The sequence below is a fragment of the Hydrogenophaga sp. RAC07 genome (assembly GCF_001713375.1).
Taxonomy (GTDB): Bacteria; Pseudomonadota; Gammaproteobacteria; order Burkholderiales; family Burkholderiaceae_C; genus Hydrogenophaga.
Genome location: NZ_CP016449.1, coordinates 3,967,764 through 3,991,011 on the forward strand (window position 1 = coordinate 3,967,764; position 23,248 = coordinate 3,991,011).

A 23,248-nucleotide genomic window follows, 5' to 3' on the forward strand; every position below is an offset into this window, starting at 1 on the left:
AGGTGGTGACAGCAGGAGGATTTGAGGGCACGAAACTTGCATTCATTGTAACGACGTGATGCCGGCCGAACGGGTGGCGCGACGCCTTTACCGGTTCTTTTCTCACATCGATTCAAGAAGTTGCGGCGAGCCGCCTGCGCCCCGGTCCCAGCCTCAAAGAGAAAGCCCGCAGAGCGGGCTTTCTCTTGATGAATGAAGCGCTCCTCAGCCTTTGCGGGCCTCGGCGATCAGCGCATCGGCCACCACCAGCGTGCGGGGGCCCTGACCGTTGACGTAGTAACGGCCGGCCACGCCCAGCGACGGCGTGCCTTCCACCTTGTAGGCCTCCTGCAGCTGGGTGGCCTTGGTGGCCAGACCGGCGGCGGCGCCGTTGTAGAAGGCGTTGAAGCGGGCCATGTCCACGCCGCCCTGCTTTTCGATCCAGGCGGTGATGGCCGGCGTGTTGGTGAGCTGCTGGCGGTCCACATGGATCGCCTGGAACACCTTGCTGTGCAGGCGATCCACCAGCTTCATGTTTTCCAGGGTGAAGTACAGGCGCTGCATCGGCACAAATGCCGGGCTGAAGGCCACCGGCATGCGGCGCACGTTCACGCTGGCCGGCTGCTTCTTCATCCACTCGTCGAACATCGGCTCGAAATTGAAGCAGTGGATGCAGCTGTAGGCAAAGAACTCGACCACCTCGATCTGGCTGGCCGGGCTTTCCACCGGCGCCGTGGGGCTCACGCGCACGAAGTCGGTGCCCTCCTTGGGCCCGACGCGCTGGGCGAAGGCGGGGGTGATGAGGCCACCGGTGGCGGCCAGGGCGGTGGTGCCAGCGGCCAGCAGGGACCGGGAAAAATCGCGACGTTGCATGGAATCAGACTCCTTGTATGGACTGGATTGGGGCAGGCGCAGCGGGGATAAGTTCCCGGCGCGCCCCCGGCCCGGGATCAGCGCTGGATGCGCACCAGCGCGGCTTCAACGCCGTTGACTTCGAGTTGCTCCTGCGTGAGGTCGGCCAGGGCCTTCTGGTTGAACGGCCCCACGCGCACGCGGTACACGGTCCTGCCGGATTGTTCGCGCTCACTCACATCGGCATTGATGCCCAACATGGCCAGCTTGGCGCGCTGGGCCTCGGCGTCCTGGGGGGTGCGGAAGGCACCGGCCTGCACAAAGTAGATGAACGGATCTGCACCGGGGGCGGGTGGCGTGGCGGCGGACCCGGCAGCGGCTGGCGCCTGGCCCAGCTTGGATTGCGCGAGGTCGCCCAGCGGATCGGCCACCGGCCGGCTGGCCGCGGCCGGCGCCGGGGGCAGGCCCTTGCCGTCGGCCGGCGGCACCACGATGGCGCCGGCAGCTTCCGGCGGCACGGCGGGCGCGGGTGCGGCGGCATCGCCATTCAAGGCCTTGTTGGGATTCCAGCCCTTGTTGCGCTCGGCCTCCAGGGCGTCCTGGCCGGCGTTGCGCGAGACGTTGCGGTCGACAAAGGGAATCGGCACGCGGGTGACATAGACCGCCACGGCCAGTGCCACGCCCAGTCCCACCAGCAGGCCCACCACGAAGCCGATCAGGGTGCCGCCGAGTGAGCTCGAGGTCTTGGCAGGTTTCTTTTTCATCGCTTGTTTCACCATCACATTTTTTGCGGGGCACTGACGCCCAGCACAGCCAAACCATTGTGCAACACCTGTGCGGTGGCGGCGACCAGCGCCAGGCGCGCCGTCTTCACCACGGCGTCGTCGACCAGGATGCGCTCGGCGTCGTAGTAGCTGTGGTAACTCGCGGCCAGCTCGCGCAGGTAGAAGGTCACGTCGTGCGGTGCGAGGTCGCGCGCGGCGTCGCTCAGCATCGCGGGGTACTTGGCCAGCAGCAGCATCAGGGCCTGGGCCGGTGCGCTGTCGAGCGCGGACAGGTCGGCGCCTTTCAAGGTGGCGGTGTCACCGCCCCAGCTGGCCAGCACCGAGCAGATCCGCGCGTGCGCGTACTGCACGTAGTACACCGGGTTGTCGTTGTTCTTCTGCACCGCCAGGTCCACGTCGAAGGTGTATTCGGTGTCGGGCTTGCGGCTGAGCAGGAAGAAGCGCACCGCGTCCTTGCTGGTCCATTCGATCAGGTCGCGCAGCGTCACATAACTGCCGGCGCGTTTGCTGATCTTGACCTCTTCACCGCCCTTGACCACACGCACCATGGTGTGCAGCACGTAGTCGGGGTAGCCCGCCGGGATGCCGACGTTGGCCGCCTGCAGGCCGGCGCGCACGCGGGCGATCGTGCCGTGGTGGTCGGTGCCCTGGATGTTGATGACCTTGGTGAAACCGCGCTCCCACTTGCTGATGTGGTACGCCACGTCGGGCACGAAGTAGGTGAACGAGCCGTCGGACTTGCGCATCACGCGGTCCTTATCGTCGCCGTAGTCGGTGCTCCTGAGCCACAGCGCGCCGTCCTGTTCGTAGGTCTTGCCGGCGTCGATGAGTTTTTGCACCGTGGCTTCGACGCGCCCGCTGGTGTACAGGCTGGACTCCAGGTAGTAGTGGTCGAACTTCACCGCGAAGGCCTGCAGGTCCAGGTCCTGTTCGTGGCGCAGGTAGGCCACCGCAAATTGGCGCATGCCGTCCAGGTCGTTGATGTCGCCACTCGCGGTGAATGCGCGGTCGTCGGCCGTCACGGTTTTCTTCGCCAGGAAGTCGGTCGCGATGTCGGCGATGTAGGCGCCGTTGTAGGCGTTCTCGGGCCACTGAGGGTCACCCGGCTTGAATCCCTGCGCGCGCAGGTGGGTGGAAGTGCCCAGCGTGGCGATCTGCACACCCGCGTCGTTGTAATAGAACTCGCGGTGCACGCTCCAGCCCTGGGTCTGGAACAGGCTGCAAATCGCATCGCCCAGCGCGGCCTGGCGGCCGTGGCCCACGTGCAGCGGGCCGGTGGGATTGGCCGAGACGAACTCGACCATCAGTTTCTGGCCATTGGGCTCGGCAATGCCGAAGCGCGCACCCGAGGCCAGCACCTCGCGCACGATCTGCTGCTTGGCCGCCGGCTTGAGGCGGATGTTGATGAAGCCGGGGCCGGCGATGTCGACGTCGGACACCCACTGCGCGTACTCGGGGCGGGCCAGGAGCGCGGTGCGCAGGGTCTCGGCGAGCTGGCGCGGGTTGAGCTTGAGCGGTTTGGCCAGCTGCATGGCCGCGGTGCTGGCGAAATCGCCGTGCGCCGCCACCTTGGGCGACTCGAAGGCCGCGCGCGCGGCAGCGCCGGGCAAAAGTGTGTCGAGCTCGGCGGCGAGGCCGTCGAGCAATTCCTGTTTGATCTTGAGCATGGGCTGAATTTTAGGCGTCGGGCTCCGGCCTCACGGCGGCACGGGCCGCAGGTGCTTGTGCGCAGCTTCCTTCACCGCCGCCGTGAGCCGCTGCGCCGAGAGCGACTCGTGCGCCCAGTGCTGCCAGTACAGCACCACGTCCACCGTGGCGTCGGGCAGGATTTCCTGCAGGCCGGGGCGGGCCGCCAGGTGCTGCTCGGGCACCATGCCCCAGCCCAGGCCGAGCTCGATCGCGGTCTCGAACGCCTCCACCGCGGGCGCGAAATGGCGCGGGTAGTTGGGCTGGCGCAGGCCGAAGTGCTGCAGCAGAAACGTGTCCTGCAGCGCGTCCTTGCGGTTGAAGATCACCGCCGGCTGCGCCAGCAGCTTGTGCACCGACACCGCGCCGCGCGGCGTGCGGCAGCGCTGCGCCACCGCCGGCGAGGCCACGCAGCGGTAGCGCATGACGCCCAGCGGCTCGGCCACGCAGCCGCGCATGGCGGTGGTGAGCGTGGTCACGCAGCCGGTCACGTCACCGCTTTTCAAGGCGTCGTGGGTGTGGTCCTGGTCGTCGATCAGGATCTCCAGCAGCAGCTGATGCCGCTGCAGCAAAGCGGCCACGCCGGGCAGGAACCAGCTCGCCACCGAGTCGGCGTTGATGGCCACGCCCAGGTGTTGCCAGCGCACGCCACTCCTGGGTTTGGCGCCACCCTGCAAACCGTCGAGCAGGTCGGCCTCCATCAACCGCACCTGCTTCACATGGCCCAGCAGCGCCTGCCCGGCCGGCGTGGCGCGCACCTGTTTGCCGCGCACCAGCAGGCGCTGGCCCAGCGTGTCCTCCAACGACTTGATGCGCAGCGAGACAGCGGCGAGCGTGATGGACAGGGACTTGGCGGCGGGGCCGAAGCCGCCGTGTTCGATCACGGCGTTGAGGGCTTCGAGTTGGCGGGCGTCGAGCATGGCGCTTGAGAAAAACTCAACCCGATGGGGTTTGGTCAGGCGCAGTTTAAGTCCTGCGCCTCTCGGCGGGGACCTGTCGCATCAGTCCAGCCGGGGGGTCTGCGAGCCCGCTGGCAAGCCGGTGAGTGGCAGGCCGCTGTGGTCCTTGAGCCCCACGCCGCTGAGCCCCAGGCGGCGGCTCTCGCCGAGCAGCCAGACCAGGCGGCGCGCGGCGGTGTCCAGGTCCTGTCCCGCCGGGCGCACGTTGGAAATGCAGTTGCGCTGCGCGTCGCTGCAGCCCACGCGCGGCGCGTGCGTGAGGTAGATGCCCACGCTGTCGGGTGAGCTCAGGCCCGGGCGTTCGCCCACCACCATGGCCACCGCCGCAGCGCCCAGGCGTTCGCCCACCTCGTCGGCCACGGCCACGCGCGCCTCGCGCACCACCACCAGCGGGCCCAGGCGCAGTGCCGGGTCAAACGCCGATGACAGTGCGCGGCGGATCGCGCCCAGCAGCGCCGCGCCGTGCAGCTGGATGCCCAGCGCCGACAGGCCGTCGCCCAGCACCAGCACGAGGTCGGGGCTGTCGCGTTCAACGGCGTCGAGCCGCTCCGCGCTGGCCGGGTCCAGCCGCCGCCCGAGGTCGGGGCGCAGCAGGTATTCGTGGCGGTCGCGCGCCTGGCTGTGCAGCAGCAGCGGCGCAGGCCAACCCTGCGGTTGCAGGTCGGCGCTCAGGCTGTCGGTGTCCAGCGGCAGGTGGATGGCGTCGCGCGCTTGCGCGTGGGCCAGTGCGAAATCGAGCAACTCGCGCGTGGGCAGGCTCACGCCGGTGCGCCCCAGCGCGATGCGCGCCGAGGTGTGCTGGCGCAGGTGGGCCCAGGGGTCGCGTGCGGGGGTGGTCATGCGGCGGGCGATGTCCAGAGCAGCTGCGGCAGCGCGGGCTGGCTCGGTGCGGGCAACAACTGGCCCTGCGCGCCGGTGACACCCACGCGCTGCAGCCAGGCCTCGAATTCGGGCGCGCGTTTGAGGCCCAGCATGTCGCGCAGCACCAGCGCGTCGTGGAACGAGGTGCTCTGGTAGTTCAGCATGATGTCGTCGGCGCCGGGCACACCGATCAAAAAGTTCAGCCCCGCGGTGGCGAGCAGCACCATGAGGTTGTCCATGTCGTCGCTGTCGGCTTCGGCGTGGTTGGTGTAGCAGATGTCGCAGCCCATGGGCAGGCCGAGCAGCTTGCCGCAGAAGTGGTCCTCGAGCCCCGCGCGGGTGATCTGCTTGCCGTCAAACAAGTACTCGGGTCCGATGAAGCCGACCACGGTGTTGACCAGCAGCGGCCGGTAGCGCCGCGCCACCGCGTAGGCGCGCGCCTCGCAGGTTTGCTGGTCCACCCCGTGGTGGGCGTTGGCCGAGAGCGCGCTGCCTTGCCCGGTCTCGAAGTACATGACGTTGTTGCCCACCGTGCCGCGTCCCAGCGCCTGCGCCATGGCGTGGGCTTCGTCGAGCAGGGCCAGGTCGATGCCGAACGAGGTGTTGGCCGCCTGTGTGCCGGCGATGGACTGGAACACCAGGTCCACCGGGGCGCCGTGCGACATGGCCTGCATGCTGTTGGTCACATGGGTGAGCACGCAGCTCTGCGTGGGGATCTCGCCGCGCGCCAGCACGTCGGCCAGCACATGGTTCAGGCGCACCAGGTCGGGCACGCTGTCGGACACCGGGTTGATGCCCACCACCGCGTCGCCCGCGCCGTGCATCAGGCCGTCGATCATGCTGGCCACGATGCCCGAAGGGTCGTCGGTCGGGTGGTTGGGCTGCAGCCGCACCGAGAGGTGGCCGCGCAGGCCCTGCGTGTTGCGAAAGCGCGTGACCACCTCGCAGCGCTTGGCCACCAGCATCAGGTCCTGGTTGCGCATGAGCTTGCTCACTGCGGCCACCATCTCGGGCGTGAGGCCGGGCGCCAGCGCGCGCAGCACCTCGGGTGTGGCCTGGGTCGAAAGCAGCCAGTCGCGAAACCCACCCACGGTGAGCGATGCCACGGGCGCGAAGGCTGGCGCGTCGTGGCTGTCGATGATGAGCCGCGTGACCTCGTCGTCTTCGTAAGGAATGAGCGCTTCGCTGAGGAAGGCAGCCAGCGGCACGTCGGCCAGCACCCAGCGTGCGGCCACGCGCTCCTGCTCGGTGGCGGCGGCCACGCCGGCCAGGCAGTCGCCCGAGCGCAGCGGCGTGGCCTTGGCCATCACCTCGCGCAGGCTGGCGAACCGGTGGCTGCGTCCTCCCAGCGTGGCGCTCAGGTTCATTCCACAGTGCCGAGCATGGCGTCCAGCGGTGCTGCGTCCCGCTGTCCGCTGGTGAGGAAGAAGTACAGGTAGGCCAGCGCCATGAGCCCCAGGAACAGGGCCGTAACCATGGCGTTGAAGTACACCACCGCCGCCAGGCAGACCACGCCGCAGACCAGCGCGATGGCCGGGAACAGCGGGTAGAAGGGCGCGCGGTAGGGGCGATCGAGTTGGGGCTCGCTCATGCGCAGCTTGAACAGCGAGGCCATGGACACGATGTACATCACCAGCGCGCCGAGCACGGCCATGGTGACGATGTTGGCGGTGAGCGGCAGGCCGCCGAAGGTGACCCACTGGTCGCTGAACACCGCGATCACGCCCACCACGCCGCCGCCGATGAGCGCGCGCACCGGCGTCTTGAAACGCGGATGAACCACAGCAAAGTAAGCCGGCAGATACCCGGCACGGGCCAGCGCAAACATCTGGCGAGAGTAGCCCAGAATGATCCCGTGGAAGGAGGCGACCAACCCGAACAAGCCGATCCAGATCAGCATGTGCAGCCAGCCGCTGGACTCGCCCACCACCATCTTCATGGCCTGGGGCAGCGGGTCGTTGATGTTGGAGAGCTTGCTCCAGTCGCCCACGCCTCCGGCCATGATCATCACCAGGAAGGCCAGTGCCACCAGCGTGAGGATGCCGGTGATGTAGGCAATGGGAATGGTGCGGCGCGGGTCCTTGGCCTCTTCGGCCGCCATGGCTGCGCCTTCGATGGCGAGAAAGAACCAGATGGCGAACGGGATGGACGCGAAGATGCCGGCCCAGGTGCCCATGGTGAAGGTGTCGGACCCGGCCCAGCCGTTGGCGGTGAAGTTGGCCAGCGACCAGCCCGGCGCGACCACGCCGGCGAACACCAGCAGCTCACCCACCGCCAGCAGCGTGACCACCAGTTCGAACATGGCGGCAATGCCCACGCCAAGCGCGTTGAGGGTGATGAAGATCACGTAGGCGCCCAGCGCCGCCATCTTGGGGTCGAGCGACGGGAACTGCAGCCCGAGGTAGGCACCGATGGCCAGCGAGATGGCCGGTGGGGCAAAGACGAATTCCACCAGCGTGGCGTAGCCCGCGATGAAACCGCCGGTGGGACCGAAGGCACGCCGCGCGTAGGCGAACGGGCCGCCCGCGTGGGGAATGGAGGTGGAGAGCTCGGTGAAGCTGAAGATGAAGGTGGTGTACATCAGCGCCACGAAACTGGTGGCCACCAGAAAGCCCAGCGTGCCGGCACTGGCCCAGCCGTAGCTCCAGCCGAAGTACTCGCCCGAAATCACCAGGCCCACGGCAATGCCCCACAGGGAAAAAGCGCCCAGCACGGGTTTGAGGTCCCGCGATACCAGCTTGGGTGTTGTTGACATGTTGTTGCTCGCATCAAGAGTGGATGACGCCCGAAACGGCTCGGGCAGCCCGGCCCGCATCTTGTGCAAGGCGCCGCCCGCGGCGGTATCCCGATTGGGCAAGCGGTGGCGCGCTGGCCGCGTTTTTTCCGATTCGGGATAGCGCACCGAACCGGGGCGGACGGTGGCATGAAACTTGATGCATGCAACCGGTTGGGAAACCGCCGGGAAGGAGCGTGCCATGTTGGTGCAGCCAGACGCTGCCACTGCCTGCTTTCGCGTCAAACGCGCGCAGGACGTGGACATCCACGCCCGCAACCTGGCGTCGTGGGAACAACACTACGAACAGACTTCGCCCGGCACCTTCAGCGGCGAGGTGCGCGAACTGGTCGACCACGGCCTGCAGGTGTTTGAAGAGGTGGCCACCTGCGCCACCAGCCAGCGCTGCCGCCCCTGGCCAGGCGGTGTGTGGGTGGGCCTGGCCGTGCCCGAAGCCGACCAGGGCCTGCGCTTCATGGGCCGCCCTTCGCACGGGCTGCAGCTCATGCTCGCCGCGGGTGAAGAGCCGTTTGACCTGCAGGTGCCCGCCGGCCACGGCCTCTACGGCATGGTGATCGACACGGAACAGCTCGCGCGCCACGTGCAGGCCGTGCACCAGCAGCCCTGGCCCGAGCACTGGGCCGGCGCCCCGCGTGTGCAGGCCCTCACCGCGCTGCAGCGCTACCGCCTCGCCGGCATGGTGCGCGAGGTGCTGCGCTGCCTGCAGGAGCAGCCCGAGGCCCTGCACCACGAAGCCAGCCGGCGAACGCTGCGCGAGGCCTTGCTCAGCGTGCTCTGCGACGTGGTGATGCCGCAAACCCTGAGCGAGGCCGTGAACCCGCGCCAGCTGCGCCGCCAGGAGCTGGTGCGCAAGGTGCGCGAACTGGTGTTCGAGCACCCGGAGCAGCCGCTGAGCGTGGCCGAGCTGTGCACCCGCCTGCACGTGACGCGCCGCACCCTGCAGAACGGTTTTCAGGACACCCTGGGCACCAGCCCCGCCACCTACCTGCGCACCATGCGGCTCAACGCCGTGCGTCGCGCGCTGCGCGAGCAGTCGTCCACCACCACGATCGCCGACACGGCAGCCCGCTGGGGCTTCTGGCACATGGGCCACTTCTCGCAGGACTACAAGGCGCTGTTCGGCGAGACACCTTCGCGCACGCGGCAGCTGGCCTGATGGAGCACGCTGCCGCCAACGCCCTCCGGTTCTCAGCCACCGGCCGCCGTGCGGGAGCGGTTGCGCAGCGGCACCATGACCTCGTCGGCCAGGGATTCCAGCAGCTTCGCATCGCGCAAGCTCATGGTGCGCGGCTGGGTGTCCAGCAGGCACAGCGTGCCCAGGATGTGTCCTTCAGCATCCCGAAGCGGCGCCCCCGCGTAGAAGCGGATCGCGTTTTCGATCAGCGCCGGGTTGGCGGCAAAACGCGGGTCCCGCTGCACGTCGGGCACGACCAGCGCAGCGCCGCCAGCAACAACGTGTCCGCACATCGAAGCGCTGCGCTGCGGCCCGCGCTCCGGCTCTCCGACACCCAGGCGCCCGGCCTTTGCAGAGTCGCCGTGCGTGTACTGCCACTGTTCGTCGATCAGCGTGATCATGGCCATGGGCACGTCGAAGATGTCGGCGGCGCGGCGTGCCGCACTGTCGAACGTGCCGCGCAGCGAAGCGTCCAGCACCCCGCTGTCTCGCAGCGCTTGCACCCGCTGTGCGTCGTCCTCGCCGTATTGCGCCGGCGTCCAGCCCACCGTTCCTTCGCGTTCCAGCCGGGCGCAGACTTCGGTGACCAGGGCGTTGATCGAGCCGACTGCCGCATCCACCCCCCAGTCGGCAATCGGCAGCGCCGCCAGCTCGGCACCCTCCACATTCCACAAGGCCAGGATCACCTTCGAGTCGGGCCAGCGCCGCTTGAGCCGGCGTGAGAAGTACTGCGCGTGCTCCTGAGGTTGCGGGCTGAAGTACGACAGCACAAACACTTTCGCGCCCTCGGAGCCCAGCGACGCGATGAGCTCCGCCGTGACCGCGCCCGCCGCCGTCGGCGCTGCCGCCGCGGCCACACCATCCAGCGCCAGCGCATGGGCGGCCATGCCGGCGCCCAGGGTGTCCACCGTCCAGCGGCTGCCAATGCACAGGGCTTCCAGTGGGCCTTGTGGCCGCTCGGCGGCGTGGCGCACCCGCAGTTCGTCAATCACCGCCGACATGCCGCTGACGATGCGGTGCCGGTGTTCCGCCGAAGCCTCCTGCAAGCGGTGATCCACGGTGGCCATGCGCAGCACGGGAATGCCGACGTCTTCGTAAAACTGGCGCGGGCTCGACCCGGCCACCGATTCTTCGGCCAGCTCGATGGCGTCGGCGCTGTTGCCGGCCAGCAGCCTCTGGTACATGCGGCTGGGGAGTTCCAGGGCGGGCCGACTGCCCAGCATCACGTCCAGGAAAGCCAGCTGCGGCAGGTGCCTTCCGATCACGAGCATGCACACCGTCAGCGGCGTCGACAGCACCAGTCCGATCGGACCCCACAGCGCCGTCCAGAAGGTGGCTGCAACGATCAACGACATGGCCGACAGGCCCGTGCTCGACCCATAGAGCCAGGGTTCCACGATGTTGTTGCTGATCAGCTCCAGCACCACGATCAGGGCCAGCGCCCAGGCCACCATCGTCCAGCCCGGGTCGACCGCAAAGGCCAGCATCAGCGGAAACGCCGCCCCCACCAGCGAACCGACGTAGGGGATGAAGCGCAGCACCGCAGACAGCAGCCCCCACAGCAGCGCCCCGGGGACGCCGATCAACCACAGCCCGGCCGCCATGGGCACGGCGTAACAAAGGTTGACCACCAGCTGCATCGTCAGATAGCGGCTCACGCGCTGGCCAGCGTCGTTGAGCGCATCGGTGGTACGGTGCACGCTGCCACCGAGCAGGCTGACCAGCCGATCGCGCAGGTCCCCGGGGTTCAGCAGCACCAGGAACAGATAGATCAGCGTGGTGCCGAAGAGCGCGGCGGGCGGGCCGATGCGTTCCAGCCAGCGGCCCACCGCCTCAAAGGCCCCGGGTGCCGTCGGGACCAGCTCGACGCGGGCGGGGCGCCGGGTGCCGGGTGCCGGCTTGTCGTCGAACTCCCCCTGTGTCTGTTCGATCTCGGATTCGACCGCGTCGATCACCCGGCTGGCCTCGCTAAAGACACCGGGCGTGCGCAACTGCGCTCGAAACCGGTCGAACTTCGCCGCGATGTTGCTTTGGTAGGTGGGCAGTTCCTTGCCCAGCACGCGGACCTGCCCGGCCATGAACATGCTGAGTCCGATCAAGGCGCCCAGCGTGATCGCGACCACCACCGTCACCGTTACCGCACGGGGGATGCCCAGGCGCCGTATGCGGTCGGTCAAGGGCGCCAGCACGAACGCCAGCAAGGTCGCCAATGCCAGGGGGATCAGCAGGTCGCGCCCGAAGTACAGCGCCGTCACGACGACCGCTACCGCCAGCAAGCGCTGGGGAAGCGGCAACGATGTTTCTGGCTCTTGCAAGCTGTACCTCCGGATAGGGAGCAAAAAATGGAACGAATGTGGCGGGCTGCGCCCGTGCAACGCCCCCTCGGTGGCCTGATTCTCGAAGAATACCCGGTGCGCTGTTGGTTGCTCAGCGCACAGTCTGGCGATCGACACCGCGCCAACTCAACAATTACTTGATCAACCCAAGTTTGGATTGATTCGGTTTAAATCATGCCAGCCCGCAGGCACACTCCCCCCATTCACCCGCCACCCCCAGCGGGCACCCTTGGTTTCCGGAGCCGTTCGCCATGACCCTCGCCTTCCCCACCTTCACCGCCGGCATGGTGCTGAGCATTTCCTTGATCATGGCCATCGGCCCACAAAACGCCCACGTCTTGCGCATGGGTCTGCAGCGCCAGCACCTGTGGCTCACGGTGGCGGTGTGCGCGGTGGCCGACATTGCGCTGATCTCGCTCGGCGTGCTCGGTCTGGCGCAGCTTGGCGGCCTGTCGGACAAGCTGATGGGCGCCATGATCGGCGCCGGTGTGCTTTTCCTCTCGGTGTACGGCTGGCAGGCTTTCCAGCGCTTTCTGAACCCGCGCACCATCGCCATCGAGGGCGACAGCACCGTGGTGGCCGAGCCGGTCTCGCGCCGGCAGGCGGTGTTGTCGGCGCTGGCCTTTTCGTGGCTGAACCCGCACGCCTGGCTCGACACCGCGGTGCTCATCGGTACCGCCTCGCTGGCCTACGGCCAGGGCAGCCGGGTCTTCGGCCTGGGTGCGGCGGCGGGTTCGGTGGTGTGGTTCCTCGCGCTGGGCGTGGCCGCCTTCTGGCTGGGCCGCCGGCTCAATTCGCTGCACGTGTGGCGTGCGCTGGACGGCCTGGTTGCGCTCATGATGTGGGGCACGGCGCTCTGGCTCTTGAGCAGCCTGGCCTGAAGTCCGTTCACACCGGGAGGCTCCCATGTCCCTGCGCAGCGCCGAGGCGCCCGTCACCGTTTTCGGCCCCGACTTTCCCTTTGCTTTCGACGACTGGATCGCCCACCCGCAAGGCCTGGGCGAGTTGCCGAGCGAGCGCCTGGGTCAGGAGGTGGCCATCGTCGGCGCCGGCATGGCGGGCATGGTGGCGGCCTACGAGCTGATGAAGCTGGGCCTCAAACCCGTGCTTTACGAGGCTTCGCGCATGGGCGGGCGGCTGCGCTCGCAGGCCTTCGAGGGCGGGCAAGGGGTGGTGGCCGAACTCGGCGGCATGCGCTTCCCGGCCTCGGGCACGGCCTTCTTTCACTACGTGAACCGGCTGGGTCTGAAGACGCGGCCGTTTCCCAACCCGCTCACGCCCGCCGCCGGTTGCACCGTGGTCGACCTCGAAGGCCAGACGCACTGGGCCCGCACGCTGGCCGACCTGCCGCCGCTGTTCAGCGAAGTGGCCGAGGCCTGGGCGCAAGCGCTCGAAGCCGGCGCGGGTTTCACCGGCCTGCAGCAGGCGCTGCGCGAACGCGACATTGCGAGCCTCAAGGCCTTGTGGGACCGGCTTGTGCCGCTCTGGGACGACCGCACCTTCTACGACTTCGTGGCCACGTCCGACGCCTTTGCCAAGCTCTCTTTCCACCACCGTGAGGTGTTCGGCCAGGTCGGCTTCGGCACCGGTGGCTGGGACTCGGACTTCCCCAACTCCATGCTGGAGATCCTGCGCGTGGTGCTCACCGGCTGCGACGAGAACCAGCACCTCATCGTCGGCGGTGTGCAGCAGGTGCCGCTGGGCCTGTGGCAACACGCCCCCGCTGCCAGCGAGATGCGCCACTGGCCCGCCGGCACGACGCTGGCCGGCCTGCACTGTGGTGCGCCGCGCGCCGGCGTCACGGCCATCCGCCGCACGGCGGGCAACCAGCTCGCCGTCACCGACACCTGGGGCAACACCGGCGTCTACCCCGCCGTGCTCACCACCTGCCAGAGCTGGCTGCTGACCACGCAGATCGCGGTGGAGGAATCCCTCTTCTCGCAGAAGCACTGGATGGCGCTGGACCGCACGCGCTACATGCAGTCGTCCAAGACCTTCGTGATGGTGGACCGCCCGTTCTGGAACGACCTCAAAGCCAACGGCTGGCCGACCCTGGGCATGACGCTCACCGACCGGCTCACGCGCGGCACCTACCTGTTCGACAACGGCCCCGACCAACCCGGCGTGATCTGCCTGAGCTACGCCTGGATGGGCGACGCGCTCAAGATGCTGCCGCACGGCACGCAGAAACGTGTGCAGCTCGCGCTGTCGGCGCTGGCCAAGATCTACCCCGACGTGGACATTGCGAGCCACATCATCGGCGACCCGATCAGCGTGTCGTGGGAAGCCGACCCGCATTTCCTCGGCGCGTTCAAGGGCGCGCTGCCCGGCCACTACCGCTACAACCACCGCATGTACAGCCACTTCATGCAGGACGGATTTGCACCCGCCGAACGCGGCATCTTCATCGCGGGCGACGACGTGTCGTTCACGCCGGCGTGGGTCGAAGGCGCGGTGCAGACCTCGCTCAACGCCGTGTGGGGCATCGTGAAGCACCTGGGTGGCAAGACGTTTGATGCCAACCCCGGACCGGGCGATGTGTTCGCCGAACTGGGCCCCATGGCACTGCCGGACTGAGCCCCGCTACAGTCCTGCCCACGATGCAACGACGCCACTTTTCAACCGCCACCGCGCTGGCCATCGCCAGCCCCTTCACCCTGTTGTCCGCGTGCGCCCACTCGGCGCCCGGATGGCAAGCCCGGCTGCAGCAGCTGGAGGCCACCGCCCAGGGCCGCCTGGGCGTGGCCATCCTCGACACCGCCACCGGCCAGGTCCACGGCCACCGCGCCGACGAGCGTTTCATGATGCTCAGCTCCTTCAAGCTGCTGGCCAGCGCGCTGGTGCTGGCGCGGGTGGACCGGGGCCAGGAATCGCTGGACCGTCGCATCACGTTCGCCAAGACCGATCTCGTCACGTATTCGCCCGTGACCGAACGATTCGCCGGCACCACCGAGGGCATGAGCCTGGCCGGCTTGTGCGAAGCCACCCTCACCACCAGCGACAACAGCGCGGCCAATTTCATTCTGGACAGCTTCGGCGGCCCGGCGGCGCTCACACGTTTTGCACGCGCGCTGGGCGACGACACCACCCGCCTGGACCGCCGGGAGACCGAACTCAACACCGGCACCGCCGCTGCGTTGCTCGACACCACGACGCCGCGCGCCATGGCGCTCACGATGCAGAAGCTGCTGCTCGGCAACGCGCTCTCCCCCGCATCGCGCCAGCTGCTGCAGCAATGGCTGGTGGGCAACACCACCGGCGACAAGCGCCTGCGCGCCGGCCTGCCTTCGGGTTGGCGTGTGGGCGACAAGACCGGCACCAACAGGACCGACGCGAACGACATCGGCATCGCCTGGCCCGCCAACGGCCGCCCTCCCCTCATCATCACCTCCTACCTCGCGGAGAGTACGGCCAGCAGTGCGGTGAAAGAAGCCACGCTGGCGGGTGTGGCCCGGCTCGCTGCGGGTCTCGTGGCCTGAGCAACATGGCCACCGACACGCTCACCCTCGCGCTCTGGCAGTGCCCCTACGCAGCCAGCATGGCCGAAGCCTTGGCGCGGCTCGACACCACCGCCGCCGAGGCCAGCGCGCTGGGGGCGGAACTGCTGGTGTGTCCCGAGATGTCGCTCACCGGTTACCAGATCGGCCCGGACGCTGTGGCCAGGCGGGCCGAGCCGGCCGACGGCGCATTGGCGCAAGCGGTGGCCGCCATCGCGCAGCGCAACCGCATCGCCATCGTCTACGGCTACCCTGAACACAAGGCCCAGGGCCAGCCGTACAACGCCGCGCAGTTCATCGGCGCCGATGGCGGGCGCATCGCGAACCACCGCAAGACCCACCTCTTCGGCGGCATCGACCGCGCGCAGTTCAGCCCCGGGCCGCAATCGCCCGCGGTATTCGACTGGAACGGCTGGCGGCTGGGCCTGCTGATCTGCTACGACATCGAATTCCCCGAGCCCGCTCGCGGCCTCGCGCTGCAAGGGGCGGACGCGGTTCTGGTGCCCACGGCCAACATGGTCGATTTCGACGAGGTCCAGCGTGTGCTGCTGCCCGCCCGCGCGCTGGAAAACCGCGTGTTTGTGGCCTACGCCAACGCCTGCGGGCAGGAGGGCAGCACCACCTACGGCGGGCTCAGCACCGTGTGCGCGCCGATGGGGGCGGTGCAGGCGCAAGCCGGGCGGGATGAACAGCTGCTGCTCACCACGCTGACGCGCGCCGCGTTGCACACCGCGCGGACCACCAGCCAACTGCCCGACCGGCGCACCGACCTCCAGCGCGGCGGCCCGGCCTGACCGCTCACAGGGCAGGCGCCCGCTCCCCCATGCCCAGCACAAACTCACCCGGCACCGCAAATCCGTCGGCACGCGCCCAGTGCTGCAGGGACTCGAGATACTCGGCGCGCACGGCCGCGCGGGTGGAAGCGTCGAAGCGGCCGTAGGCCAGCGCCACCGGCCCCCCTTCAAAAGCAGCGTCGCACGCGGTGGTGGCATCCGCGTAGTCGATGGTGGTGGCCACGCGCTCGGTGTGCACGCCCTGCAGGCCGGCGCCGCTCATCGCGGCGCGCAAGGTGTCGCCACCCCCGAGCCGGAAAAACATCGGACAGACCTCGGACTGCACGCGCGCATCGACGATGGGGAACACGCCCGACCAGCCGCACGCCGAGCGTTCGCCCCAGACCGACACGACCAGCCGCCCGCCGGGCCGCAGGCAGCGCGCCATGGCGGCGAGACTGGCTTCGGGGTCGGGCATGTACATCAGGCCCAGACCGCACAGCACCACGTCGAAATGCCCGGGCGGCAACACCTCGCCCACCGCTTGTGCATCGGTGCGCAGGAAGTGGCAACCGATGGATGCGGCCTGCGCCACGGCCACCATGCCCGCCGACACGTCGCAGCCCACGGCCTCGCCGCTCGGCCCGACGGCGGCCAGCGCGGCGCGCGTGAGCACGCCCGAGCCACAGGCCACGTCGAGCACACGCTCACCCGGTTGCAGCCGCGCCAGGCGCAACACGCCCCGGGTGGCCGGCGCCAGCACCTCGCGCCACAGGTATTCGTAGCGCGCCGAGGCGCGGTCCCACCCGTAGCGCTGCACGCGCAGCTGAAGCCGCCCGTCCACGATCAACCCCGGGGTCCGTAGACCACGCTGCCCTGCAGCGGCTGCGGGTCGGCGAACACATGCAGGTAGGGGCTGCAGCGCTGCGCCTCGTCAATCAACGGCGCGAGTTGCTCAGGCAAGGCGTCCGCGTCCAGGTAGAGCGAGTGGCGCACGCCCAGGTAACCGGGGTACACGCCGTCCATGCCGAGCAGGCCCCGGTTGTCGTAGTCCGCCGCCACCTCCACCTCGAGGCTTCGCACCACGATGCCGGCGCGCGCCAGGAAGATGCTGTAGCCGATGGCCAGGCAGCTCGCCAGCGCGGCGCGCCCGTGCACGCCGGGCGTTGGACCGGCGCCGGCGCCACCGCCTTCGACCGGCATGTCGATGCTGAAACGCCAGTCGCCCTCGCGGGCCTCGCAATGCAAACCGTCGACCACCCGGGCCCGCATCACGCTGGTGTCCCGCGCGGCCTCCGGCCTCTTGGCGAACACGTGTGCCATGCGGCCGAAGGCGTTGCGGATGTGCTCTTGTGCGTTCATGGCGGATCTCCGGTGGTTTCAGCGGCGCGTGATGACGATCTCGAGGTATTCGCTCGGCACGACCAGCGAGTGCTCGCCGCCCTGGTTCAGGCGGTTGAGCAGCTCGATCAGATCGCGCTCCAGCAGCACCGCGGTTTCCGCCGGCAAGGCCGCAAACGCCTTGTGCACCGGGCCGTACCAGGCGCGGAACACCTCGACGAAGTGTGCTGCCGAACGGTAACGGAAGTTGAAGACCTTGGGGGTGGCGGCGATGGCCGAGGCGCGGTCGCCGAACAAGGTTTCCAGGTGCGACTTCACGCCCCAGAGCGATGGCGGCTTGACGCCCGCGGGCGGCGGCAGGTGGCGGCCCAGGGTCTTGAACAGCTGGCCGATGAAGCCCTCGGGGGTCCAGTTGGCCATGCCGATGCGCCCGCCCGAACGGCACACACGCGCCATCTCGTCGGCCGAGCGCTGCTGGTCGGGCGCGAACATCACGCCGAAGGTGGAGAGCACCACATCAAAACTGGCGTCCTTGAAAGGCAGCGCCTCCACGTCGGCCACCTGGGTGGTCATGGCCAGGTGCTCGGCGCGCGCACGCTCCGCGCCTCGCGCCAGCAAGCTGTCCACGTAGTCGGTGGAGGTGACGTCGCAGCCGCGGCGCGCGGCGGCCAGGCTGGCGTTGCCGTTGCCGGCGGCCACGTCCAGCACGGTTTCGTCCCAGCACAGGTCGCAGGCTTCGGCCAGCGATTCGCCCACGATCTGCAGCGTGGTGCCGATCACGGCATAGTCGCCACTGGCCCAGGCGGTTTGCTGGCGTTGTTTGAGCGCGGTGAAATCGGTCAGGGTGTCCATGGGTCGTCCTTCGGGTTGGGTTGAACAAGGTGGGTGTCTGGAGACCCGACTGTCCGCCCGAGGTGCCGAGAGCGTCTTTGGCTTTTTCTGAAGACTTCCTGTATTTTCTGAAGCCACTGTTCCACAGGAGCCCACGTGCCCGCGTCCTACCGCTTCGATCGCTTCGAGCTCCGGCCCGCCGAGCGTGTGCTGCTGGTCGACGGCGTGCCCGCCGCGCTGGGCTCGCGCGCCTTTGACCTGCTGCTGTGCCTGGTGACGCAGCGCGATCGCGTGCTGAGCAAGGGCGAGGTGCTGGAGCAGGTCTGGCCAGGTCAGGTGGTGGAGGAAAACAACCTCTCGGTGCACGTGTCCGCGCTGCGCAAGGTGCTGGGCGCGGGCGCCATCACCACCGTGTCGGGCCGGGGCTACCGCTTCACGCTCGACCTGCAGCCCAGGTCTCCCGTCGATCCGGCGCCGCTGGCCACCGAATCGCTGGACCGGCCCACCATCGCGGTCATGCCCTTGAGCGTGCTGTCGGACGACCCCCGCATCGGGTTTTTTGCGCAGGGTCTGGTGGAAGACGTCACCGCGCTGCTGGCCCGCGTGCCCGGCTTCATCCTCATCGCACACGCCTCGTCGCTGGTGTTTCGCGACCACCAGGCCCCGCTGCCGGACGTGGCGCGGCAACTCGGTGTGCGCTTCGTGGTGCAGGGCAGCGTGCGCCCCAAGGCCGATGCGCTGCGTGTTTCGCTGCAGCTCATCGAGGCCGCTTCCGCCCGTATCTTGTGGAGCGCGCAGTTCGACAGCCCGGCCGACGAGACCGTGGACGCGCAGGAGACCATCGCGCGCGGCATCATCAGCGAGCTCGAACCCGAACTCACCCGCGCCGAGATCGCCCACATCCGCCGCCAGCGCCCGGAAAACCTGGACGCCTGGGCTCACTACCACGAGGCCGTGGGTGCCATGGCCGCGCAGGGCTGGAGCGCCGACGGCATGGCCACCGCGAGGGCTGAACTGCGGCGCAGCACCTTGCTCGACCCGAGCTTCGGCCTGAGCCATGGCCACTACGCGCTGCTGACCATCGTGGCGGCCAACATCGGTCTGGTCCCGGACACGCCCGACCTGCGCGCGGACGTGCTGACCTCCGCCGTTGATGCCATTGCGCTGGATGACGGCAGCTCCGAAGTGCTGGGTTATGCAGGGTGCGCCCTGTGCGACCTGGGCCACTACAGGCACGGCATCGACACCCTGCAACGCGCGCTGGACCTCAACCCGAGCAACGCGCAGGCGCACGTGGCCATGGGTGCAGCGTTGGCCATGAACCGCAAGCTCGACGCCGGCATCGAGCGCATGCGTTACGGCATGAAGATCAGCCCGCGCGACCGCCGCCTGGGCTTCTGGGGCTGGCTGCTCGGGCGTTTTCTGCTGCGCGCCGACCGCGTGGACGAAGCGCTGGTGGAGGCCCGGCTGTCGTGCCGCGCGGACCCGCGCTTCCATCTGCCGCACGTGCTGCAGGCCGCCAGCCTCGACCGCCTGGGCGCCACCAGCGATGCGGTCGCCGCGCTGAGCGCCGCGCGCCAACGCCGCAGCCAACTGTCGCTGGACGAGGTGACGCTGACGCACGGCCGGCGCATCGGTGAACGGATCGCGCTGATGTGGGAGCGGGCCGGGTGAGACCCGACAAGACGCTCACCAGCGCGATCGACCGAGCGCCAACACGGCGACGGCCAACACCGTCACACCCAGCATCACCCAGCCTTGCGCAGACCCCATGGTGACCAAGGTGGCCGCGCTCACGGCACACCACAACAACGCCCCCGCGCGCAAGCTGCCCAGCAGAACACGTGTGGCGCGGGTGCCGGCATCGGCACACACCAGCACGCCCAGCATGGCGATGGCGGTGGGGTCCGGCGCGAGTCCAGACACTTCGGCCTGCACCCATGGCCGGCCCAAGGCCAGGGCCAGCAGCGGATGCACCAGCACCGCCCAGAACAGCAGACCCAGGCCCACCCGGCGGCGCGCCCGCCCGGCCGCCAACACCAGCGACGCCCGCGTGGCCAGCACGAGCAAGCCGATCGCCTGCGCCCCGAAGGCCCACGCAAACCCGGTCGCCGCCCAATTGATCACCGCGTAGCTTTGCCAGAGAAACGTCCACGCCACGAAGGCGCAGCCGAGGGCCAGCACGCCGGTGGCGAACCGGAGCGCGGCAGGCCCGGAGCGCCACAGACCCACCAGGATGGCCAGCCCCGCCAACACGGCCAGCACATGCGCTGGCCACCACGCCTGGTTGTGCAACTCGAACAGCCGCCAGTAGGTGCGCGGCGCGAACATGAGGAAGTCCTCGGGCCGGTAGGTCCACCACTCGCTCATGTTGAGGAGCCGGGGTTGATCACAGCGCGGCGACGTCGCGCGCCATGCGCTCACGCAGCGCAGCGTCGGGCATGGGGCCCAGGGCTGCGCCCATGTTTTGCCGCAGGTGGGCCACCTGGCTGGTGGCCGGGATGGCGCAGGTCACGCCGGGGTGCGAGACCACAAACTTCAGCGCCACCTGCGCCCAGTTGCTGCAGCCGATCTCGCCCGCCCAGCCCGGCAGCGGGTGGCGCGCGAGCTGGTCCAGCAAACTGCCCTGGCGAAACGGCCGGTTCACCAGCACCGCAATGCCGCGCTCCTGCGCCAGCGGCAGCAGTCGCTGCTCGGCCTCGCGGTCGAGCAGGTTGTGGGTGAGCTGCACGAAGTCGATTTTTTGCGTGCGCATGATGCGCTCCAGCTCGGCGTGCCGCCGGCCTTCCGAGGTGCTGATGCCCACGTAGCGCAAGCGCCCGGCCGCTTTCATTGCCTGCAGGCGCGGCAGGTGTTCTTCCCACGACAACAGGTTGTGCACCTGCATCAAATCAAACTGCGGCACGCCCCAGAAAGCGCGAGAGGCCTCCATCTGCGCTGCCCCACGCGACACATCACCCACCCACACCTTCTCGGCCGAGAACAGCGCGGTGGAGCGCCCGAGCTTCGCCAGCGCGTGGCCGATCACGGGCTGCGAAGAACCGTACATGGGCGAACTGTCGATGACCCGCCCGCCCGCTGCAAAAAAGGCGCGCACCACCTCCGTGCAGGCGTCGCGGGCCTTCGAGTCGTTGCCCACGTTGAAGGTGATCCAGCTGCCCAGCCCGATCACGGGAACGGCTTCGCCGCTGGACGGAATGCGGCGCACCAACACCTCCGACGCAGCAGCCGGCTGCGCCAGCGCAGGCCAGGCGAGCGGCGCCAGCGAAGCGGTGGCGGTGCTCAGCCACTGGCGGCGGCTGAGCCCGGGCGGAAGAGTCGGCATGGCGGGCCTCCAGACATGGCAAGGCCTGTGGGACGCCGTGCGGACGCGGGAAGTTCCAACCCCGGCCGCCGGCCCTGAACCGCCCTCAGAAGCCGACCGAGTAGGTGGCCAGCAAGGAATTGGTGGCGGCGGACGAGAAGGCCTCCTTGCGGTAGACCCACTGCGCACTGAGCTGCTGGGTCTTGTTGATCTCGAAGATGCCGCCGATCGAGGCCACCGGTCGCGTCTTCTTCGGACTGCTGTTGAAGTCGAGCGGCAACAGCGCGGCGACACCGGTGGCGCTGTACTCGCTGGTCTTGCGCGACTGGTCGTGTTCCACGCCGGCGAAGCCGGTGAGCGTGAAACGCGGCGCCAGCCGGGCCGCCACATGGCTGCCCAGCAGCAGGGTGACCGAACGCTCGGACAAGGCGCCGTAGCTCAGCGGCGCGGTGACGCTGGCCGAGGCCGCTTCGCTGTAGGCGCCGCGTTCGATCTCGATCGCCCGCACACCCACATAGGGGCTCACGCGCCAGGTGTCGTTCAGCCGCACGCCGTGGCTCAGCGTCAGCTGGGTGCCGCGTGATGTCAGGCCCGCGGTGCCGCTGCCGGGCTCGGAGCCGGCGACCACCGGGCGGGTGATGTCGACCTTCTTTTGTCCCTGGCGGTGCGCCACGCGCACCTGCGGACCGTCGCCGTCGGGGCGCTGGTTCCAGACCACGAACACGCCGAGATCCGGGTTGCCCTTGCGCACGCTCACCGACGGGTCGCCGGTCGAATCGATCGTCTGCTCCACATAGCCGCCCAGGCGAAGCGTGGGCTGCACACGCCAGGCCAGCGTGACCACGCCCGAGGTGGCACCCGCGTTGGAGCCCTGCACCGAGGTGTTGCGCCCGGTCGCCGCCACACACAGGCCCTGGCTGTCGAACAGCGCGCAGTCGTAGCTCAGGCCGGGGTTGAGGTAGGCGGTCTGCACGGCGAAGGCGCTGCGCAGGCCTTCAGCGGTGGACTGCATCGAGCTCAGGGTGTCCTGCGCCGTCGGGCCGGGCGGGACAGGTGCGGCGAACACGAGGTCGTAGTTGGCGCCGTCGAACAGCAGGGACCATGAGAGGCCGTTGAACGCGCCTGCGGTGGTGGTCAGCCGGGAAGCGTCGAGGCCAGTGAGCACGTCCTCGTAAGTACCGGGAGCCACCACCGAGGTGTTGTAGATGCCGAAGGTCAGGTTGCCCACGCTGGCGGGTGCCGACAGCTTGCCGTAGACGCTGGGACTGTCGATGATGATGTTGTAGTTGGTCGGCACCAGGCTGTTGGTCATGACCAGCGGCGAGCTTCCTCCCTGGCGGTTGTTCAGCGTGATGATGGGCGCCGTGTTGTAGATCGACCGGAACTGGCCGGTGATCGACCCCAGGTTGGTGAGCGTGCCGATGGATCCCGACTGGTTGTAGAGGTGGTAACCCGGTCCAATCACGCCGTTGTTGATGAAGGTGGTGATCGTTCCCTGGTTGAACAGCGTGGCGATGTCCGAGGAGATCGTGCCGTTGTTGATGAGGGTGATGTTGGTGGCCGAGGAATTGATCCGAACACCGTTGTTGCCCGTGTTGGACACCGTCGTGTTGGCCTGAATCGTGATCGTCTGGTTCGGGTTGTTGATCACCAGACCCGTGCAACTGACGGTCACGCTGGCGTCGGGCGCACAAGGAGCCGCCAACACCTCGCCACGCGCCACCAACAAACAAGCCGCCAACGTGGACAAGGCAAACAGTCGCTGAACTGGGTTGCTCGAACACGGCAAGCAGGCCGGACCGCGGCCAACGGGGTGTTTCATGGAAAGGTTCTCGGTGTGGCGGAGCGTGTCCGCCCAGGTGGTGGGGTGGTTTGCGCAGCAGAATGTGAGTCCCCACTGCGTCCATGGAAGTTACGCCGCCTGACCGACGGTCAAGCCCTGAACTGACCCCGGATCACCCCCCTCTTCCCGCGCCGCGCGGCCCCGAGGTGGCAGCGCATCCCAGGCCGCTTCACACGACCCCGCTACAATTTTCCACCGTCCACTGCCCCCACACCCCCTGTGCCTGCCTGAGC

Annotated in this window: 20 protein-coding genes; 6 read left to right on the forward strand and 14 right to left on the reverse strand. The window is 68.6% G+C overall.

Going from position 1 to position 23,248, the window contains the following annotated elements; genetic code table 11:
- Positions 1-204 precede the first annotated feature (204 nt).
- The 7 genes from BSY239_RS18465 to eat all read right to left on the reverse strand — a co-directional run bounded on the left by BSY239_RS18465 (position 205) and on the right by eat (position 7,877).
- On the reverse strand, positions 205-852 hold the full coding sequence (locus tag BSY239_RS18465; protein WP_069048079.1) for a thiol:disulfide interchange protein DsbA/DsbL: 648 nt from the start codon (positions 850-852) through the stop codon (positions 205-207).
- A gap of 77 nt (positions 853-929) precedes the next feature.
- Positions 930-1,595 carry an SPOR domain-containing protein gene (locus BSY239_RS18470; RefSeq protein WP_069049084.1) on the reverse strand — a complete coding sequence of 222 codons (666 nt, stop codon included), beginning with the start codon at positions 1,593-1,595 and terminating at the stop codon, positions 930-932.
- A 14-nt stretch (positions 1,596-1,609) separates the two neighbouring features.
- Entirely contained in the window at positions 1,610-3,283 is a 1,674-nt protein-coding gene (argS, locus tag BSY239_RS18475) for an arginine--tRNA ligase (protein ID WP_069048080.1), read from the reverse strand.
- A 30-nt stretch (positions 3,284-3,313) separates the two neighbouring features.
- Positions 3,314-4,222, reverse strand: coding sequence for an HTH-type transcriptional regulator ArgP (locus tag BSY239_RS18480; protein WP_069048081.1), 909 nt, complete (start codon positions 4,220-4,222; stop codon positions 3,314-3,316).
- Between the two features lie 81 nt (positions 4,223-4,303).
- Entirely contained in the window at positions 4,304-5,101 is a 798-nt protein-coding gene (gene eutC, locus BSY239_RS18485) for an ethanolamine ammonia-lyase subunit EutC (protein ID WP_069048082.1), read from the reverse strand.
- Entirely contained in the window at positions 5,098-6,489 is a 1,392-nt protein-coding gene (locus BSY239_RS18490) for an ethanolamine ammonia-lyase subunit EutB (RefSeq protein ID WP_069048083.1), read from the reverse strand. Before BSY239_RS18490 ends, eutC begins: the two co-directional genes overlap by 4 nt.
- Positions 6,486-7,877: an ethanolamine permease gene (eat, locus tag BSY239_RS18495; protein ID WP_069048084.1), complete on the reverse strand. Its 1,392-nt coding sequence runs from the start codon at positions 7,875-7,877 to the stop codon at positions 6,486-6,488. The genes BSY239_RS18490 and eat overlap by 4 nt, the downstream gene beginning before the upstream one ends.
- A 220-nt stretch (positions 7,878-8,097) precedes the next feature.
- Between eat and BSY239_RS18500 the strand changes: the two genes are divergently transcribed.
- Positions 8,098-9,072: a helix-turn-helix domain-containing protein gene (locus BSY239_RS18500; protein ID WP_172823127.1), complete on the forward strand. Its 975-nt coding sequence runs from the start codon at positions 8,098-8,100 to the stop codon at positions 9,070-9,072.
- Between the two features lie 32 nt (positions 9,073-9,104).
- Here BSY239_RS18500 and BSY239_RS18505 read toward each other — a convergent pair whose 3' ends face one another.
- On the reverse strand, positions 9,105-11,384 hold the full coding sequence (locus tag BSY239_RS18505) for an AI-2E family transporter (protein ID WP_172823128.1): 2,280 nt from the start codon (positions 11,382-11,384) through the stop codon (positions 9,105-9,107).
- A 293-nt stretch (positions 11,385-11,677) separates the two neighbouring features.
- On the opposite strand from BSY239_RS18505, the gene BSY239_RS18510 reads away from it, so the two are divergent.
- From BSY239_RS18510 to BSY239_RS18525, 4 genes are read left to right on the forward strand one after another with little or no spacing between them, the layout of a single operon-like run.
- Entirely contained in the window at positions 11,678-12,307 is a 630-nt protein-coding gene (locus BSY239_RS18510; protein WP_069048087.1) for a LysE/ArgO family amino acid transporter, read from the forward strand.
- A 25-nt stretch (positions 12,308-12,332) separates the two neighbouring features.
- Positions 12,333-14,003: a flavin monoamine oxidase family protein gene (locus BSY239_RS18515; RefSeq protein WP_069048088.1), complete on the forward strand. Its 1,671-nt coding sequence runs from the start codon at positions 12,333-12,335 to the stop codon at positions 14,001-14,003.
- 23 nt (positions 14,004-14,026) lie between these two features.
- Entirely contained in the window at positions 14,027-14,905 is an 879-nt protein-coding gene (bla, locus tag BSY239_RS18520) for a class A beta-lactamase (protein WP_069048089.1), read from the forward strand.
- 5 nt (positions 14,906-14,910) lie between these two features.
- Positions 14,911-15,717 carry a carbon-nitrogen hydrolase family protein gene (locus BSY239_RS18525; RefSeq protein ID WP_069048090.1) on the forward strand — a complete coding sequence of 269 codons (807 nt, stop codon included), beginning with the start codon at positions 14,911-14,913 and terminating at the stop codon, positions 15,715-15,717.
- Positions 15,718-15,721: 4 nt separating this feature from the next.
- Here the strand turns inward: BSY239_RS18525 and BSY239_RS18530 are convergent, their stop codons facing one another.
- The 3 genes from BSY239_RS18530 to BSY239_RS18540 are packed head-to-tail and all read right to left on the reverse strand — an operon-like array spanning position 15,722 to position 17,889.
- Positions 15,722-16,540: a class I SAM-dependent methyltransferase gene (locus BSY239_RS18530; protein WP_069049085.1), complete on the reverse strand. Its 819-nt coding sequence runs from the start codon at positions 16,538-16,540 to the stop codon at positions 15,722-15,724.
- Positions 16,541-16,542: 2 nt separating this feature from the next.
- Positions 16,543-17,058: an OsmC family protein gene (locus BSY239_RS18535; protein WP_069048091.1), complete on the reverse strand. Its 516-nt coding sequence runs from the start codon at positions 17,056-17,058 to the stop codon at positions 16,543-16,545.
- Positions 17,059-17,076: 18 nt separating this feature from the next.
- The gene (locus BSY239_RS18540) at positions 17,077-17,889 is read right to left on the reverse strand and encodes a class I SAM-dependent methyltransferase (protein WP_069048092.1); all 813 of its coding nucleotides are present in this window, start codon (positions 17,887-17,889) and stop codon (positions 17,077-17,079) included.
- A gap of 135 nt (positions 17,890-18,024) precedes the next feature.
- Here BSY239_RS18540 and BSY239_RS18545 point away from each other — a divergent pair, with 135 nt between their 5' ends.
- Entirely contained in the window at positions 18,025-19,542 is a 1,518-nt protein-coding gene (locus BSY239_RS18545) for a winged helix-turn-helix domain-containing protein (protein ID WP_069048093.1), read from the forward strand.
- Between the two features lie 15 nt (positions 19,543-19,557).
- Here the strand turns inward: BSY239_RS18545 and BSY239_RS18550 are convergent, their stop codons facing one another.
- From BSY239_RS18550 to BSY239_RS18560, 3 genes are all read right to left on the reverse strand, one after another.
- Positions 19,558-20,238 (reverse strand): DUF6064 family protein, encoded by a 681-nt coding sequence (locus BSY239_RS18550; RefSeq protein ID WP_069048094.1) that lies wholly within the window; start codon positions 20,236-20,238, stop codon positions 19,558-19,560.
- A 19-nt stretch (positions 20,239-20,257) separates the two neighbouring features.
- Entirely contained in the window at positions 20,258-21,193 is a 936-nt protein-coding gene (locus BSY239_RS18555; RefSeq protein WP_083240067.1) for an aldo/keto reductase, read from the reverse strand.
- Positions 21,194-21,278: 85 nt separating this feature from the next.
- A complete protein-coding gene (locus BSY239_RS18560) occupies positions 21,279-22,994 on the reverse strand; it encodes an autotransporter domain-containing protein (RefSeq protein ID WP_156775531.1) in 1,716 nt (571 codons plus the stop codon).
- Positions 22,995-23,248: the final 254 nt, after the last annotated feature.

What these genes read in the sequence shown, in the direction of transcription:
- eat (WP_069048084.1), bottom strand. Translation starts at nt 7,877, where the DNA reads ATGTCAACAACACCCAAGCTGGTATCGCGGGACCTCAAACCCGTGCTG.
- BSY239_RS18560 (WP_156775531.1), bottom strand. Translation starts at nt 22,994, where the DNA reads ATGAAACACCCCGTTGGCCGCGGTCCGGCCTGCTTGCCGTGTTCGAGC.
- bla (WP_069048089.1), top strand. Translation starts at nt 14,027, where the DNA reads ATGCAACGACGCCACTTTTCAACCGCCACCGCGCTGGCCATCGCCAGC.
- BSY239_RS18500 (WP_172823127.1), top strand. Translation starts at nt 8,098, where the DNA reads ATGTTGGTGCAGCCAGACGCTGCCACTGCCTGCTTTCGCGTCAAACGC.
- eutC (WP_069048082.1), bottom strand. Translation starts at nt 5,101, where the DNA reads ATGACCACCCCCGCACGCGACCCCTGGGCCCACCTGCGCCAGCACACC.
- BSY239_RS18480 (WP_069048081.1), bottom strand. Translation starts at nt 4,222, where the DNA reads ATGCTCGACGCCCGCCAACTCGAAGCCCTCAACGCCGTGATCGAACAC.
- argS (WP_069048080.1), bottom strand. Translation starts at nt 3,283, where the DNA reads ATGCTCAAGATCAAACAGGAATTGCTCGACGGCCTCGCCGCCGAGCTC.
- BSY239_RS18555 (WP_083240067.1), bottom strand. Translation starts at nt 21,193, where the DNA reads ATGCCGACTCTTCCGCCCGGGCTCAGCCGCCGCCAGTGGCTGAGCACC.
- BSY239_RS18540 (WP_069048092.1), bottom strand. Translation starts at nt 17,889, where the DNA reads ATGGACACCCTGACCGATTTCACCGCGCTCAAACAACGCCAGCAAACC.
- BSY239_RS18510 (WP_069048087.1), top strand. Translation starts at nt 11,678, where the DNA reads ATGACCCTCGCCTTCCCCACCTTCACCGCCGGCATGGTGCTGAGCATT.
- BSY239_RS18550 (WP_069048094.1), bottom strand. Translation starts at nt 20,238, where the DNA reads ATGAGCGAGTGGTGGACCTACCGGCCCGAGGACTTCCTCATGTTCGCG.
- BSY239_RS18515 (WP_069048088.1), top strand. Translation starts at nt 12,333, where the DNA reads ATGTCCCTGCGCAGCGCCGAGGCGCCCGTCACCGTTTTCGGCCCCGAC.
- BSY239_RS18535 (WP_069048091.1), bottom strand. Translation starts at nt 17,058, where the DNA reads ATGAACGCACAAGAGCACATCCGCAACGCCTTCGGCCGCATGGCACAC.
- BSY239_RS18470 (WP_069049084.1), bottom strand. Translation starts at nt 1,595, where the DNA reads ATGAAAAAGAAACCTGCCAAGACCTCGAGCTCACTCGGCGGCACCCTG.
- BSY239_RS18490 (WP_069048083.1), bottom strand. Translation starts at nt 6,489, where the DNA reads ATGAACCTGAGCGCCACGCTGGGAGGACGCAGCCACCGGTTCGCCAGC.
- BSY239_RS18465 (WP_069048079.1), bottom strand. Translation starts at nt 852, where the DNA reads ATGCAACGTCGCGATTTTTCCCGGTCCCTGCTGGCCGCTGGCACCACC.
- BSY239_RS18525 (WP_069048090.1), top strand. Translation starts at nt 14,911, where the DNA reads ATGGCCACCGACACGCTCACCCTCGCGCTCTGGCAGTGCCCCTACGCA.